14 protein-coding genes and 1 rRNA gene are annotated in these 14600 nt (G+C 43.8%); 8 read left to right on the forward strand and 7 right to left on the reverse strand.

Annotated elements, in window-relative coordinates; genetic code table 11:
• Positions 1-141 precede the first annotated feature (141 nt).
• A 5S ribosomal RNA gene (gene rrf / locus B5D26_RS15010) occupies positions 142-257 on the forward strand.
• Positions 258-370: 113 nt separating this feature from the next.
• On the opposite strand, the gene B5D26_RS15015 is transcribed toward rrf, so the two are convergent.
• Positions 371-919, reverse strand: coding sequence for a hydrolase (locus tag B5D26_RS15015; RefSeq protein WP_078746535.1), 549 nt, complete (start codon positions 917-919; stop codon positions 371-373).
• Between the two features lie 123 nt (positions 920-1042).
• Between B5D26_RS15015 and B5D26_RS15020 the strand changes: the two genes are divergently transcribed.
• A complete protein-coding gene (locus tag B5D26_RS15020) occupies positions 1043-1918 on the forward strand; it encodes a Tim44 domain-containing protein (protein WP_078746536.1) in 876 nt (291 codons plus the stop codon).
• Between the two features lie 64 nt (positions 1919-1982).
• Here the strand turns inward: B5D26_RS15020 and yaaA are convergent, their stop codons facing one another.
• Positions 1983-2771, reverse strand: a complete 789-nt coding sequence (gene yaaA / locus B5D26_RS15025) for a peroxide stress protein YaaA (protein ID WP_078746537.1) — start codon at positions 2769-2771, stop codon at positions 1983-1985.
• A 282-nt stretch (positions 2772-3053) separates the two neighbouring features.
• Between yaaA and amt the strand changes: the two genes are divergently transcribed.
• Together amt and B5D26_RS15035 are read left to right on the forward strand one after the other, a co-directional pair.
• Entirely contained in the window at positions 3054-5255 is a 2202-nt protein-coding gene (amt, locus tag B5D26_RS15030; RefSeq protein WP_078746538.1) for an ammonium transporter, read from the forward strand.
• Positions 5256-5339: 84 nt separating this feature from the next.
• On the forward strand, positions 5340-6251 hold the full coding sequence (locus B5D26_RS15035; RefSeq protein ID WP_078746539.1) for a DMT family transporter: 912 nt from the start codon (positions 5340-5342) through the stop codon (positions 6249-6251).
• Between the two features lie 74 nt (positions 6252-6325).
• Here the strand turns inward: B5D26_RS15035 and B5D26_RS15040 are convergent, their stop codons facing one another.
• The gene (locus tag B5D26_RS15040) at positions 6326-6769 is read right to left on the reverse strand and encodes a DMT family transporter (RefSeq protein WP_200810704.1); all 444 of its coding nucleotides are present in this window, start codon (positions 6767-6769) and stop codon (positions 6326-6328) included.
• Positions 6770-6968: 199 nt separating this feature from the next.
• Here B5D26_RS15040 and B5D26_RS15045 point away from each other — a divergent pair, with 199 nt between their 5' ends.
• The 3 genes from B5D26_RS15045 to B5D26_RS15055 all read left to right on the forward strand — a co-directional run bounded on the left by B5D26_RS15045 (position 6969) and on the right by B5D26_RS15055 (position 8877).
• Positions 6969-7475, forward strand: a complete 507-nt coding sequence (locus B5D26_RS15045) for a tetratricopeptide repeat protein (RefSeq protein ID WP_159445684.1) — start codon at positions 6969-6971, stop codon at positions 7473-7475.
• A 120-nt stretch (positions 7476-7595) separates the two neighbouring features.
• A complete protein-coding gene (locus B5D26_RS15050) occupies positions 7596-8108 on the forward strand; it encodes a 3'-5' exonuclease (protein WP_327196258.1) in 513 nt (170 codons plus the stop codon).
• Between the two features lie 418 nt (positions 8109-8526).
• Entirely contained in the window at positions 8527-8877 is a 351-nt protein-coding gene (locus B5D26_RS15055) for a hypothetical protein (RefSeq protein ID WP_078746542.1), read from the forward strand.
• Positions 8878-8935: 58 nt separating this feature from the next.
• On the opposite strand, the gene B5D26_RS15060 is transcribed toward B5D26_RS15055, so the two are convergent.
• The gene (locus tag B5D26_RS15060) at positions 8936-9457 is read right to left on the reverse strand and encodes a DUF501 domain-containing protein (RefSeq protein ID WP_078746543.1); all 522 of its coding nucleotides are present in this window, start codon (positions 9455-9457) and stop codon (positions 8936-8938) included.
• 96 nt (positions 9458-9553) lie between these two features.
• On the opposite strand from B5D26_RS15060, the gene B5D26_RS15065 reads away from it, so the two are divergent.
• Positions 9554-10018: a hypothetical protein gene (locus B5D26_RS15065; protein ID WP_078746544.1), complete on the forward strand. Its 465-nt coding sequence runs from the start codon at positions 9554-9556 to the stop codon at positions 10016-10018.
• Positions 10019-10081: 63 nt separating this feature from the next.
• Here B5D26_RS15065 and B5D26_RS15070 read toward each other — a convergent pair whose 3' ends face one another.
• The 3 genes from B5D26_RS15070 to B5D26_RS15080 form a co-directional block, all read right to left on the reverse strand.
• Positions 10082-12568 (reverse strand): response regulator, encoded by a 2487-nt coding sequence (locus B5D26_RS15070; RefSeq protein WP_078746545.1) that lies wholly within the window; start codon positions 12566-12568, stop codon positions 10082-10084.
• Positions 12561-13703, reverse strand: a complete 1143-nt coding sequence (locus B5D26_RS15075; RefSeq protein WP_078746546.1) for an FIST signal transduction protein — start codon at positions 13701-13703, stop codon at positions 12561-12563. Before B5D26_RS15075 ends, B5D26_RS15070 begins: the two co-directional genes overlap by 8 nt.
• 224 nt (positions 13704-13927) lie before the next feature.
• Positions 13928-14581: a histidinol-phosphatase gene (locus tag B5D26_RS15080; RefSeq protein WP_078746558.1), complete on the reverse strand. Its 654-nt coding sequence runs from the start codon at positions 14579-14581 to the stop codon at positions 13928-13930.
• Between the last annotated feature and the right edge of the window lie 19 nt (positions 14582-14600).

Raw genomic sequence — 14600 nt, forward strand, 5'->3', positions numbered from 1 at the left:
CTTGCTTAACAATCGACGGATACGTCAGAGATTACAAGCGACAAGCTCAGGCTTGGACGTAAGAATACAAGATACGAACAAAGTAGAAGGCCTAATAACAGATAGGCTTAATTGGCAGACATTCAATCTACACCTTTTTTGCTTGACGACAATAGCGTATTGGAACCACCTGATCCCTTCCCGAACTCAGCAGTGAAACGGTACAGCGCCGATGGTAGTGTGGGGTCTCCCCATGTGAGAGTAGGACATCGTCAAGCGCCTTATATAGAACCCCAGTCTAGCGATAGACTGGGGTTTTTTCGTTTCGGATGCTGAGTTTTAGGGCCGAATTTCATGGATTCATTAGTAGGCTTATCTACAAAGTGCAGTCTTAGTCTCTTAAATAGGCTTTGCTTATGGCTCTAAATTGCTCAGTGTTACTTTTGTAAAGCCACTCATAAGCCACCATTTCTCTACTGACCAGCTGAATACCATTTTGCTGGAAACGTGTTAGAGCGAGAATTAAGTCCTGTTCTTTTCTTGAGCCTATGGCATCAGCCACTACGAACACGTCAAAGCCTTGTTCAGCTAACCCTAAGGCAGATTGTAATACGCAGATATGGGCTTCTGAACCAATTAAAATCAGTTGCTCAACATTTAATGCGTTGATGGTTTTTAAACACTCAGGATCTTCTGCGGTAGAGAAGTGTTCTTTATAAAGTATGTTGTTAGGCTGAATCAGGCTGGCAATGCTAGGTTCAGTATGGCCTAAACCTTTGGGATATTGTTCTGTTGCTAGGGTTGGTATTGATAGTGCTTGAGCTATTTCTATCAGCCAGCGACAATTATTTAAGAAATTTTTTTGATTATGCAGTGCTGGTAGCAACTTTTCTTGAATATCGATGACTAATAGAGCTGAGTTATTGGGATTGATCAGCATAAAAACTCCCTATTCTGTTTTTATTGAAATTTATTGGTAAGACAATGTTAAGTTGAAACTTACGATGAATGCCCCCATAACTATCAGCATAACGAGATAATAAGATAACTTACAGGTAACTTTATGCAGCGAGTGTTTATTTGGTTTTTTGCCTTTTTTCTGGTGATGGGTACAGGTATCGATCAGGCAGAAGCAAAGCGCTTAGGTGGTGGTAAAACACAAGGTACGTTCTCAAGAACAGCGCCTTCGTCGCCGACAACAAACCAGTCTACGTTGACTCAGCCGGGCAAAACTCAAACCGCAGCAGCAACTGGCGGTAGTAGAATGAAAAGTTTCCTAGGCCCTCTGGCAGGTCTTGCTGCAGGTGGCTTGTTGGCTGCAATGCTATTCGGTGATGGATTTGAAGGTTTCCAATTTATGGATTTCCTACTGATTGCGTTAGCTGCGTTTATCATATTCAAATTAATTGCTCGGAAGCGTCAACAGGCAGCGGCAGCGGGTATGCCGGCTTATCAGAAGCAAGACCATGGTCAGATGCAGCAGCAACCATCACAGTTATTTAATACTGATTTGATGAGCCCTAAGAGCACAGAAGCTTCTCAAATGGCCTTTCAGCCTCAACCACAAGTACCGGATTGGTTCGATGCCAATAGCTTTGTTGAGCGTGCCAAGGGGCATTTTGTGCATTTACAAAAAGCTTGGGACAGCAATGATCTGCAAGAGATACAAGATTTTGTAACGCCAGAACTATATAACTTGCTCTCTGCCGAACGTAAGGCACAAGATGAAGAGCCAAATACTGAGGTGGTAAGTTTGAATGCTCATCTAGGTGGTATTCATGAGCAAGGATCTCTTGTAGAAGCGACGGTTGTTTTCTCCGGACAGATCCGTGAAAACAGTTCATTACCGACTGCTTTTTCTGAAACTTGGCACTTAGTGCGTGACATGCGTGAACAAAATGCCAACTGGTATTTGCAAGGTATTGAGCAAAACCAATAATACTATTGGTTTAATCTAGAGAAAGGCCGACCCAGAGAGGTTGGCCTTTTTCGTTTAACTGTACTTATTCATCATGGTCTCGAAGAAAACACCATTGGTCGCCCTTGCTTTGCTCAGGGCTGAAGTAATATCCCTCGCTGCTAAACGCTTTTAACTCTTCGGGCGCTGTAATACGGTTCTTAATAATAAATGCACTCATCAATCCCCTCGCTTTTTTTGCATAAAAGCTAATGATCTTGTATTGCCCATTTTTCCAATCTTTAAACTCTGGTGTGATGATGCGGGCTTTAATTTTCTTAGGTTGGATCGACTTCCAGTATTCGTTAGACGCAAGATTGACCAGCACCGCTTCAGTGCTTTCAGGTTTATCTATTAACAGGCAATCATTTAAATGTTCGGTTAATTGGCCGTCCCAGAACTGATACAAATTCTTCCCTTTGTTGTTGGTAAAGGCAGTGCCCATTTCGAGGCGGTAAGGCTGAATCAAGTCTAGGGGTTTTAATAAGCCGTATAGGCCAGATAGGATGTGTAGCTTTTGTTGAGCATAAGCAAAATCCTCTTCTGAGAATTGATCTGCTGCTAACCCTGTATAAACATCGCCTTGAAAAGCGAGTAATGCTTGTTTGGCGTTCTGCGGTGTAAAGGGCTGTTGCCAAGAATCAAATCGAGCAGTATTGAGTGCTGCAAGCTTGTCACTCAGCTTCATTAGAACGGCAATTTCTACAGGGCTTAATTTTTTAAGCTGATCTATTAACGTTTGGCTTTGGTCTAAAAATAGAGGCGTTGAATATTGATCGGTCTTTGCCGGTGTTGTGAAGTCTAAGGTTTTGGCGGGAGATATAATCAAATGCATAACAAATCACCGGAGTTGGAAACAGTGTGAACAGTTTACAGTATTCAATAGTTTAGCAAAGCTCTTGGTTATTATGCTTGTGCTCTGTATTGGTGCAGAATTGCTCTTTAAGGTCAAAATTAGTGCGTCAAAAACTTACTATAAAAACTGGTTTATTAGTATTTTGTTAGTCGATAAATCTAGAGTGATTTGTTTTTTCAGAATTATCAATCTAACAAATGCTATGGGCATAGCTCTTGCTCTGAAGGTCGTCATAACGATTACATCAACAAGGGGTGTTTTATGGATGCAGCAACCGTTCAAGGTCACTTAGACCTAGTGTGGATTATGATGGCGGCTGCATTGGTGATGTTTATGCAGGCTGGATTCACTGCGCTGGAGTCAGGGCTGACGCAAGCGAAAAACAGTATCAATGTAGCGATCAAAAATATCACAGATTTTATCATTTCTGTGCTGGCTTATTGGGCGGTTGGCTATGCTCTGATGTTTGGCCTGAGCTGGGATGGTTGGTTTGGTACTAGTGGTTTTGGTTTGAGTGGCCTGTCCCAGCCTAGTGATTTTGCCTCTTTTGCATTTCAAGCGACTTTCGCTGGTACGGCCGCAACCATTGTTTCTGGTGCAATTGCTGAGCGAACTAAGTTTCTCGGCTATGTGTTGGTTGCAGTATTCACGACCTGCGTGATTTACCCTATCTCAGGTCATTGGATCTGGAATGCAGAGGGGTGGTTGGCACAAAAAGGCATGATTGATTTTGCAGGCTCTACAGTTGTTCACTCTTTAGGCGCTTGGGTAGGTTTGGCGGGTGCCATGGTTGTTGGTCCAAGGTTGGGTATTTTTGGTAAGGATGGCAAAGTTAATAAAATTCAAGGTCACAGCTTAGTTTTAGCGGTCGTTGGGGTATTGATTTTATGGTTTGGTTGGTTTGGCTTTAATGGCGGTAGCACGCTTTCTGGTGAAGGTAGTATCGCTAAAATTGTGGCGAATACGATGCTGGCAGCAGGTGCAAGTGGTTTAAGCTGTTTTCTATTATCTATCTTGATTCATGAGAAGCGAGAGGTGAATGTTGAAAAGCTGCTCAATGGTGTTGTAGGTGGTTTGGTCGCAATTACGGCAGGTTGTTCGGTTGTAGAACCAACAGGAGCGGTGATGATTGGTTTGATGACAGGTGCTTTGCTATACGCTTCAGAATGGGTAGTACTACATGTGTTGCGTATAGATGATCCTGTGAATGTTGTCGCTGCTCATGGTGTTTGTGGCGCCTTTGGAACTATTGTTTTGGTCTTCTTTGCCGACACTTCTGCTCTGGTTAATGGCAGTGTTACAGATCAATTACTTGTCCAGCTTACTGGCGTTGGGGCCGTTTTCATTTGGGGCTTTGGTTTAGGGTATTTGGCTTTTTCTTTATTGAAAATGTTTGGTGCTCTACGGGTGTCGCCTGAAGATGAAGAACGGGGTCTTAATGTAAGCGAGCATGGTGCTAGTTCTGCTTTACTGGATATGCAAGATGCCATGCAGATGATTATTAAAGATGGTGATTTAACACGTCGAGTGTTGGCAGATAAAGGCAGTGAGTATGAGCGTTTAGCGCTAATTTTTAACCTGTTCTTAGACAGTTATGAACAGGCTATTTCTCATATAAAACAAACATCTGGTGAGTTATCTGATTATGCTTCGGCAATGTCTCATGCCAGTCACGAGTTGGAGCAAGGGGTTGACCAGCAGCGTACACAAAGTTTGCAAATCACAACAGCGATTACGCAGCTATCGGCAGCAGTAAAACAATTGGCTACCAGTGTCAGGGAAACCTCTACACAAACGGAAGAAGCGACCCGCTACTCAGCAAGTGGTCATGCGATGGTGCAAGATGGTATGAGAAATATGCGCTTATTGGCTGAGCAGATGAACACAGTGTCCGCAGTTACCGAGCAGGTTCAGCAAGAAACAGGTGCTATTACGCAAATATTAGAAACAATAGAGGGTGTATCTGAGCAAACTAATTTATTAGCCCTAAACGCTGCAATTGAAGCAGCTAGAGCAGGTGAAGCAGGTCGAGGATTTGCGGTGGTAGCGGATGAAGTGCGGGCGCTCTCTCAGAAAACTCAGGGCTATACCCGTAATATTCAAAACACCATTACACAGCTACAAAGTCGAGTGCAGCACGCGGTGGCAATGGCCAGTAGCGGACATCAATTGGCAGATACCAGTGTTTCAACAGTTAGCCAGTCTGGGGAGGCATTCAGTGCGATTAACAACATGGTGCATGCCATCAACTCTAGTAGTATCGAAATTGCTGCGGTTGCAGAGCAGCAGGCTCAGATTGCAGTAGAAGTTGATCAAAATATTCGTCACATTGATGAAGTAGTGCAGCATACAGCTCAAGAGGTGCATGCTTTAAATGGCCTTGGAGACAACATCGCAAACTTAGCAAATAATCTTAAAGCCTCTGTAGCGGGTTACTCAGTAAGATCATCCATTGTGCACTAATTCGGCAGCGTATTAATTATGCCTCATGGGCAAGACGCCCTTATTTCGTTACTATCCCTCAGTTAATTTTAACGAGGGATAGTGATGTTTCAATCCGTTCTTAATATCTCCCCCTATTGGCTCTTAGTGCTAACAACACTATTTTGGGCGGGGAATTTTGTGTTGGGGCGGGCGGTGCATCTTGATGTGCCTCCTATAGGTTTGAGCTTTTGGCGTTGGACCACCGCTCTGATTTTGATATTACCCTTTGTCATTCCACACTGGCGTCGTGGCTGGCCAGCTATTAAACAGCACTGGTTTATCCTGATAGTCCTTGGCATATTCAGTGTCGCATGCTTTAACACTATGGTGTATTTAGGGCTGCAAACCGCTGCGGCCAGTAATAGCATTTTGTTGCAGTCGGCCTGCCCTATTTTTATTTTGATGCTGTCTTGGCTCTTCTTTCGTGAAAAAGTCAGTGGTATTCAAGTTATTGGCATGCTGATCTCGCTGTTGGGTGTTGTCACTGTTGTGACGCAAGGGAATCCAGAAACATTGTTGAGTTTAGATCTGCTTAACGTGGGCACTGCTTGGATTTTAGCGGCAGTGTTAAGCTGGGCTATATATTCGGCTTTGTTGCGCCTGAGGCCAGAAGGTATTAGTCCCTTTGGCTTTTTCGGTTTAACCGTTGTAATCGGCGTGGTTGCGTTGCTACCGTTTTATTTATATGAAACCAGCAATGGTAGACCAATGCCTGTTACCCCAGTGTCAATATTAAGTGTGTTATATGTTGGGATATTCCCTTCAATATTGTCTTATCTTTTTTGGAATAAGGCGGTGGCAGAGCTAGGAGCCAATAAAACAGGGCAGTTTATTCACTTAATCCCGATGTTTGGTATTACGTTAGCGGTGATATTTTTGGATGAGGTTTTGCAAAGTTTCCACTTAATTGGCTTTGTGCTGATTTTGGGAGGCATTTATTTAGCCACTATTTTGGCTAAACGTTTCCAATCTTAACCTTCATAAACACCTTCTGATTGAGCATCGTTTACACTATCGGAGTAAAGGGTGCTCAATACTTTTATTAACTGTCAATTAAAGCGTATCAGTAAAACACCTGCGAATAACATGACAACACCTAATGCACGCCATAAATTTATGGGATGTTCAGGAAACGTTGCCCAGCCGTAATGATCTAAAATCAGCGACATAGTGAGTTGCCCAGCAACAAACAGCGCCATCATTGTGGCAGCACCCAAACGTGGTGCTAGGAATGCCGCCGTCGCCACAAACAGAGCCCCCATAAAGCCACCACTCCAAGCCCACCAAGGTGCCTGTTTCAATTGGCTGAGAACAGGCCATTCTTGACGACTGAGTAGAGCGACAATGAAAAGAGCCAGTGTACCCACAATAAATGAAATGAGAGAAGCCCAAATAGTGCCCGCACCATTTTGCGCCAAGGTGCTATTGACGCCTGATTGTAGAGGCATCATTGCACCTGCAATTAATGCTAATGAAATCAAAAGATATAACACGGTTACTCCTGAAAAATATGCATGCTCAGTTATGGTGCTGTAACACATTATTGCCATGATCAGCATCTATGTAGGAAATTGTGGCAGTAATCAGCTTATATGGCCTTGTGTGTTAGGGGTTCAGTGATAGAATGCCGCCTCAAATCTGATTGGCTGATTTTGGCTTTAATGATTCAACCTAATGGTTAATGGTTTACATATGTCTACACCTGTTGGCACATTTACCCAGTTAAAGTTTAGTTTTGCGGAAAAACTGTTTCACTCTTCTTTTCTTCGCCATTCACGCTTCCGACATCAGTGGATTATGCGCCTGTTTAAAGAGGCTGCCAATGAAGGCCATTTAAAAGCGTTGTCTATGTATGGGCATCTACTGTTTTTTCGCGGTGTCACACCAGTGGATAAAGGCCAAGGTATCAACTACCTTTTAGATGCGGCCAAACAAGGTGATGCTAAGGCGCAGTATCAGATTGCGTGCATTTATGAGAGTGGCTACGGGCATTTATTAAAAAGCACGGAGAATGCGGTGCGCTGGTTTGTTCGAGCAGCAGAGCAAAACCATCCTTTAGCTTGTCGTCGTATGGCGAAAGCTTGTGAAAAAGGTGAGCTAGGCTTGGTTGTTAATATGGAACAAGCTCAGTTGTGGTCTGCTAAAATTAAGCGCTTTTCTGAGCAGACTTCTGCTGCCAACCTCTCATTTAATTTGTGACTTAGCTCTCGGCATATTAATTGCTTTCAATTAATAATTGGTCATGAGTACCTCGCGCTGAACAATGGATGTACAGCGGTTGTCCCTGTGGTTAGGACCGCTATCTAGGACGAAATGATTTTGACAACAAACAATAAGCAGATCCGTATGCCATTTATTATTGATGTTGAGGCTTCAGGTTTTGGCCGTGGCAGTTATCCTATTGAGGTGGGCTTTGCCCGCCCTGACGGCAGCGTATTCTCTTGCCTAATCAAGCCTGAGCCTGACTGGGAACACTGGGATGAAAGTGCAGAACAAGTGCACGGCATTCCACGTACAACGCTGTTTGAAGAAGGGTGCTGTGTACGTGAAGTAGCACAAAAGCTGAATGAAGAGTTGAAAGGTGAGGTGGTCTATACCGATAGCTGGGGCTTTGATAGTACTTGGCTATCGTTACTGTTTTACCATGCTGGGTTGGCACAACTGTTTCGCTTGGAAACACTCAGCAAATTGCTAAGTGAAAAACAGATTGCGATTTGGGGTAAAGTTAAACAGCAAGTGACACTAGATTTAGAAATTGATCGGCATAGAGCAGGCCCAGATGCGCGTATGTTGCAGCGTACTTTTGAGGTGACAGCTTTAGCTAGTAGCTAGACAAACTTATGGCAGTAAAGAGCTGCTTTTAGAGTCGCTTTTTTATTTGAATGAAAGAAAGAGCTTGTAAGACAAGCTCTTATTGCACAACATCTGCTACTTAGCGTCTTTTAGAATGTTGTTACGGATAAAGCGAACGCCAAAGACGCAGATTGCAATACAACCTACAACAACGGCTAAACCGGCAACCACAGCTGCATCAACGTACATATCAAAAACCTCTTATATAATCATTCTCATTTACGAGGCTGGCAATTTAATCTTTTTGTCACGTTGTTGCATCATAAGAGTGACCTTAATCTATATTTTTTTAGAATAAGTGGATGACAATAATTTCTATTTTGTATTTCACTTAACCTTTAGGATAATGAGGTTGATCTACAGTCTGTAGTCGATCTGAAATCTAAACGAGACTCTAATGCAAAAAAAACAACCGAAAAAGCCTGTTAGTGTCCATTGGAAGGTACGATTAACCAGAGCCAACCATAAACAGTTTATTGCGCGCACATTAAACATCGCGTCTAGATATTTGCATATTGAAAGTGAGCAAAACCTGAAGACTGGCGAAAGTATTAAAGTTGAAATTTTTGCTTTGCATGAAGGCGTTAAAAAGCTGTTGGTTGCGATTGGAACGGTAAAAAGCTCAGTGCTACTGTCTACCGGAACCTCTTACAGCATCACGTTGTCATTGGATAAGGTAAGTGATGATGATCACCAGTTTGTTGAAGCTTATATCAAAGCGCGAGAAAGTTTAGCGATTCATCGCTAGTCGTATGCGAGCTTAGCACGAAGTGAAAAGCTCGCTTCGTGCTTTAACGGCTGAAAATTTAAGGGATCAGTTGATGAATAGAGAAGGTTTCATCAACCCATTGGCCAATGATATTGTTACCTGAAAGGTGGTGGGCGTACTGGGTATGTAGGCATCTGACTGTATCCCAGTTTGCGATGCCGCCGATTCCCTTAGTCTTTAGCAGCTCAATAAAACCCGCCTTTTCGGCAAAGGCGCGTTCTTCCTCGTTCATGAACTGCCAACGTTGATCGACATACTCTTGATGGCTGGCGTGATAACGCTTTAAAAAGGCTTCATCTTCAATCAAACGTTCTTCAAGCTGTTTGATAACACCACGCGCTTCAATATGGCTTAGTTCTTTTTTCAGTAATTCTGAAGTTAGCCAATAAAGTGTTGGAAAAGGTTTGTCGTCTACAATGGAGTGCATCCGTACGACTAGCGGCGTGCCCTTGCTATCTATGGCGCTAATGGCTTGAATACCTCTAGGCACACGGCCAATTTGTTGTTCGATACAGTTGATATGCTCAGCTGTGGGTGCAAGGTTGGTTCTTTGATACATCAGTTTAATCGCCCGCTTAGTCGTTACTGCGCTTAAGCGCAGGTTTCCAGTATAATGATGGCTAATTTTGACGCAGAAAGAATAGGAATGCGAATAATGAAAAAATTGTTGCGAGCTTGCACCTTAGTTGCTGCTGTTTTTGCCTCTGGTGCAACCTCTGCCGCCGCAACCGATTATGCCATTGGCACGGACCTTATTCGGTGGGCTGACCCGATTCAAGACAACGGTATGATGAGCCTAGTTTTTCAGAAAGCCTTGGGGCGCGAAAGTGCTTTTCATCTTGATTTAGCCAGCAAAGATGGCCGTCATCTGGTCGGCATGGATTATAAAGTCTATAACCAGCGTTATTACTATGGCTCATTTATGCAAGTGGGGGCGGTGCTGGAAATTGAAAGCAGTACTAATTTGGGTTTAGAGGGTGCCGTAGGTTATGAGTTCTCGCCTGCCCAAGATTGGGTTGTTTCTGGTGATGTACAGATGATTTATGGGCCAAAGCATCCACTTACAGACACTCAAGTGCCTTGGTTTACGCCTAGGTTGCGCGTGATGTTCACGTTTTAATCAAAAAGGCTTATTAAAGAGTAGGGCTGGTTAAACTTCTCCAGCCACTGCATCGAAGTAATCCTATTTAGGATGCTGAAGAGAGCTTGTTAACCAAAGTGCAAGCTTTTCTCTCAGCTCTGCAAAATCAATAGGTTTTGCAATGTGATCGTTCATGCCTGCATCTAAGCATGCGTTCCTGTCCTCTGACATGGCGTTTGCGGTCATCGCAATAATTGGAAGGTTTTGCCACTCGGGGTTTGTACGTATTTTTCTTGTAGCGGTTAGGCCATCCATTTCAGGCATCTGCATATCCATCAGCACTAGATCAAAATGATTGTTTTCTAGTTGCGTTAATGCCTCTGCGCCATGATTGGCAACTTTGTAGTGCAACCCTTCTTTTTGTAAGAATCGGCTGGCAACCATCTGATTAATATTATTATCCTCCACTAATAAAATCATCGGCAGTTGTGCTTCGTCACTGAATATTTTAGAGGCTGTAGAGGTTTCAGGTGTCGAAGCTATTTTTTTAAGCGTGGGATGAGTGTGGTCGGTGATGCTAAGCGTATCGACTTTATTGAGCGGCACTTCAAAAGAAAAACGGCTGCCTTTCCCTGGCTCGCTCTCCATACTGAGTTGGCCGCCTAAAAGTTCGACGAGTTGTTTGGAGATGGCAAGCCCTAAACCAGTACCCCCGTATGTACGTGTGATAGATCTATCTGCCTGCATAAAGGGGGAAAAAAGTTGCTGCTGCTGGGCTTCACTGATTCCTATTCCTGTGTCTTGAACGATAAATTGCAGGTTTATTTGGTCTGAATTTAAGTCGTGGCAATAAACACTAATTTTCACTTGGCCTTTATGGGTGAACTTGACGGCATTGCTGGCAAGGTTTGTCAGTATTTGACGTAGGCGTAAAATATCGCCATTGAGCAGTTTGGGTATATTGTCTGCTAATTGCCAACCAAACTGGATCTGCTTTTGAGCGAGAGATCCTTGTAAGAAGATATCTATTTGCTTAACCAGATCATCAAACTTGAATGGTTGGCTATGCAACAGTAATTTTCCAGCCTCTATTTTTGAGAAATCTAAAACATCATTGATAATACCCAACAGATGTTCTGAGGACTGCTGAATCTGTGACAAATAATGTTTCAGTTCCGGATTTTGCTCTAGCTCTTGCTGAGCGAGGTAAGTTAGTCCAATGATAGCGTTCATAGGTGTGCGAATTTCATGGCTCATATTGGCCATAAACTCTGATTTTACCTGACTGGCGTGCTCTGCATGGTTTTTTGCTTCTCGCAGGCTTTGCTCTAGCAATACAGTCTCTGTGACATCGCTGTAGATGCCAATAGTGCCTCCGTCAGGAATTGGTGTTTCTATTGCCTGTAAGTAGCGGCCATCTTGAGTGCGAGCAATTTTAGAGCGTGTTTGATAGCGAGTGTTTTTATTGATTTGATGGTTGAGCCAATGCTCACTATCGACTTCTAGATCTAACACTTGGCGATCAATCATCGCTTTTGCAATGTCTGCGTATTGTGCGCCGATAAAGATCTTGTCTGAAACAGCGTGATAAAGTTGTTTTGCACGTTTGTTGAACAAGACTAATTGGTCGTTAATATCAAAAAGTGCAATACCTTCTTTTAAACTACCAATTGCAGTGCGAAGTTGTTGGTCAGAGTGTTGCTGTTGAGCCTGTGCTTGTCGAATATCTGATATATCTCGTGCAGTACCACGGTAACCAATAAACTCTCCATCACTATTAAAAATAGGTTTGCCGTTAACGGTAATAGGTGTGCGGCTGCCGGATAGTACGAGCTCATATTCTAGATCTCGGAATGGGCGGTGTGCATTAAGGTCTTCAATATGCTGTTCAAATATCGCTTTGGGTGCATGGGTCATCAACTCCATGCGGCTACGGCCAATCAGCTCTTGCATTTGATCAGCCCCCATTATTTGGCTGAAGCCAGTTAGATGGCTAATACGGTGCTTGGCGTCGGTCTCCCAAAACCAATCTGAAGAGGCTTCGGCATAGTCTTTGAACATTTGCTCACTTTCTTTTAGGCGACGTTTTGCCCTTGTGCGTTCGCTGATGTCCCTGAATATTAATAACTGTTCTTGGTGGCTATCATCCGAAAGATCGCTTTTTACCAGCTCTACAGGAGTACGGCTTTGCTGCAACTTTGCGGTTAAAGTTGTATTAGGACTGTTTGGTATGCGGCTGAATAACTGATCAATATTTTGTCCCTGTAAATCGTTTAAGGGAAAACCTAACATCTCTTCAGCCAGCCTATTACAGCCAATCACTTGTTGATCAGGGTTTAAAAAAAGAACGGCATCACCAATACGATCTAATACGCTTTTAAAATAATGTCGAGTTTGTCGCAAAGCGGTTTCGTGTAGCGTTTTAAGTTCTTGCTCCATCAATTTAGACGCATGATCTGTAAGTCTGCGCTCTTTATCGGCTTCTTCGTAGCTGGTGCTGATAAGCTCTAATAGATACTCCATATCGGGCGTTTCTGTGCCTGAGCGGCGCAGGGCTTTGGCTAGCTGGCGCTGTAGTAGTTTATGCATTGTCTATAGCCTCACCAATTAACGTAATAGTCATGGTTTGGTTATGCAGTTCACAACGCTTGCTTTGAGTGTCTGGGGCAATCTCACCATAAGAGTAGAATCCTGTCAGTGCTACAGAGGTGCCTAAGGTTTCAGAAACGGCCTCAACCTCATCAGCTATACGTTGCCCCATCAATAACTTACGGCCAATGCAACTGACAAGCAGTGCTAACGCAGGCTGAGCACCCGTTATTTTAGCTTGGCTTGCGGCATTAGCGGCTCCTTCAACAAGACGGTCAAAGTTGCCGCGCATCAGTTGGGCGGTATAGCCTTGCGGTAAGTCGCCAGCGAAGGTCATGCTATTGTTTTGCTCGTCAATAGCCAAAATGGTACGTACGACAGAGGACTCATGCTGTCCTGGAGCCCTAATGGTCAGCGGAAATAGTAAGGCGCTACTGGGTAGCTTTTCAGCTTCATCGCCTAAATACCGTTTATAAAGCGTTAATGCGGGCTGATGATCAAGTTCGTATAGAATGTTGCCTTCAGATCGGGTGACTTTGCGCTCAGGGCCAAAACGATCCCAGCCACCGTAGCTGGCGCAACTTAGCTGAAGGTGGTCGCCATAAAAGCCAATAGCAATCAGTTGGCCAGAGGTTGGCTCAGCGTTTAATGCGGTAAAGGTCTGTTGAAAGTCTGCACCATCGCCTGCCAAACCACCTGTTAGTAGAACTGAGTCTGGCAGTACCTGACGGCAGCCTTTGATTAACTCACTGCCGTTCACCAGTAATCCATCTGATATTAACCAGACTAGACGTAAACCTTCGATCTTGAGTTGGCTGGCCAGATGATTGGCTGCTTGGCAGGATTGCTCAGGGCTTTGGATGTCGGTCTTTGCCACCTGTATCTGGCTCGATTCAAACTCAATGGCCGTTACAGCTATACTCTGATCAAACACCTCTTCATCTAGGATTTCGCCACCTGTACTGCAAATAACAATATCACCTTGGGGAAACATTGTGCGAATCTGCTGGTACAGCGTACCTGCTCTGCATAAAGCAGAAGCAGCAAAACAAAGAATCAATGATGCTTTACTTAGGCCGTCATCACGAATGGTTGTCCATTGACCATGTACTTGTAGTAACTGCATCAGTTTCATAATCAGTGATCTCAACGCTTTAAGTCAGTGGCGAATGAAAATAGAGCTTAACGTTTTTCTGAGGGGACTAAAACCTTTGTATAAGGATAGCCTTTTTTGTATGTAGATAAGACATATAGGGGCGGCATCGTGAGATCGAATGTTGCAAATTTGATCATTTTAGATGCTTAAAAGGTTACAGCCTATGGGCTTGTAACCTTAATAAATGTGCAAATTCTGAATGTTTAGCGAAAGCTGATGACAGGCCATGAGTTCTGTTCTGCTTCAGCTTTTAAAGTTTCGTCAGGGTCAACCGCAATGGGCTTGCCAACCAAACGCAGCAACGGTAGATCATTGTGTGAATCGCTGTAGAAATAGGTCTCTGCCAGATCAAAGTCTTTGTCTTCTAACCATTTCCGTAAGCGAATCACTTTGCCTTCTTTAAAACTTGGAATACCCGCCACTTGTCCGGTATAACGGCCATCTACCATCTCTGGCTCAATCGCGATCAACTCATGCACACCTAAGTGTTCTGCAATAGGCTCAGTCACAAAGCGGTTTGTGGCGGTGATAATGAGAATGAAATCGCCCTGTGCCTTGTGCCAAGCCAGTTTTTCGTTGGCTTGATCGAGCATGATGGGTTGGATCTTTTCCAACATAAACTGCTGGTGCCACTTTTGTAGCTGTTCTGGCGAGTGTTCAGCAAGTGGGCGTAGCGAGAATGACAGGTACTCCATGATGTCTAAACTGCCATCAAGGTAGTTTTGGTAGAAACGGTCATTGGCAGTTTTGTAAATGTGAGCATCGACAATGCCATGTTCGACAAGAAACTCTCCCCAAGCGTGATCACTGTCACCCGCTATCAACGTATTATCTAAATCAAAAATTGCCAAGCTCACGGTTTGCGCTCCCACTGCC

This window comes from Oceanospirillum multiglobuliferum, from assembly GCF_900167095.1.
Classification (GTDB): domain Bacteria; phylum Pseudomonadota; class Gammaproteobacteria; order Pseudomonadales; family Halomonadaceae; genus Oceanospirillum; species Oceanospirillum multiglobuliferum.

Excerpts from the sequence above, each read along its gene's own strand:
- B5D26_RS15015 (WP_078746535.1), bottom strand. The coding sequence starts at position 919 with ATGCTGATCAATCCCAATAACTCAGCTCTATTAGTCATCGATATTCAA.
- B5D26_RS15020 (WP_078746536.1), top strand. The coding sequence starts at position 1,043 with ATGCAGCGAGTGTTTATTTGGTTTTTTGCCTTTTTTCTGGTGATGGGT.
- yaaA (WP_078746537.1), bottom strand. The coding sequence starts at position 2,771 with ATGCATTTGATTATATCTCCCGCCAAAACCTTAGACTTCACAACACCG.
- amt (WP_078746538.1), top strand. The coding sequence starts at position 3,054 with ATGGATGCAGCAACCGTTCAAGGTCACTTAGACCTAGTGTGGATTATG.
- B5D26_RS15035 (WP_078746539.1), top strand. The coding sequence starts at position 5,340 with ATGTTTCAATCCGTTCTTAATATCTCCCCCTATTGGCTCTTAGTGCTA.
- B5D26_RS15045 (WP_159445684.1), top strand. The coding sequence starts at position 6,969 with ATGTCTACACCTGTTGGCACATTTACCCAGTTAAAGTTTAGTTTTGCG.
- B5D26_RS15055 (WP_078746542.1), top strand. The coding sequence starts at position 8,527 with ATGCAAAAAAAACAACCGAAAAAGCCTGTTAGTGTCCATTGGAAGGTA.
- B5D26_RS15060 (WP_078746543.1), bottom strand. The coding sequence starts at position 9,457 with ATGTATCAAAGAACCAACCTTGCACCCACAGCTGAGCATATCAACTGT.
- B5D26_RS15065 (WP_078746544.1), top strand. The coding sequence starts at position 9,554 with ATGAAAAAATTGTTGCGAGCTTGCACCTTAGTTGCTGCTGTTTTTGCC.
- B5D26_RS15070 (WP_078746545.1), bottom strand. The coding sequence starts at position 12,568 with ATGCATAAACTACTACAGCGCCAGCTAGCCAAAGCCCTGCGCCGCTCA.
- B5D26_RS15075 (WP_078746546.1), bottom strand. The coding sequence starts at position 13,703 with ATGAAACTGATGCAGTTACTACAAGTACATGGTCAATGGACAACCATT.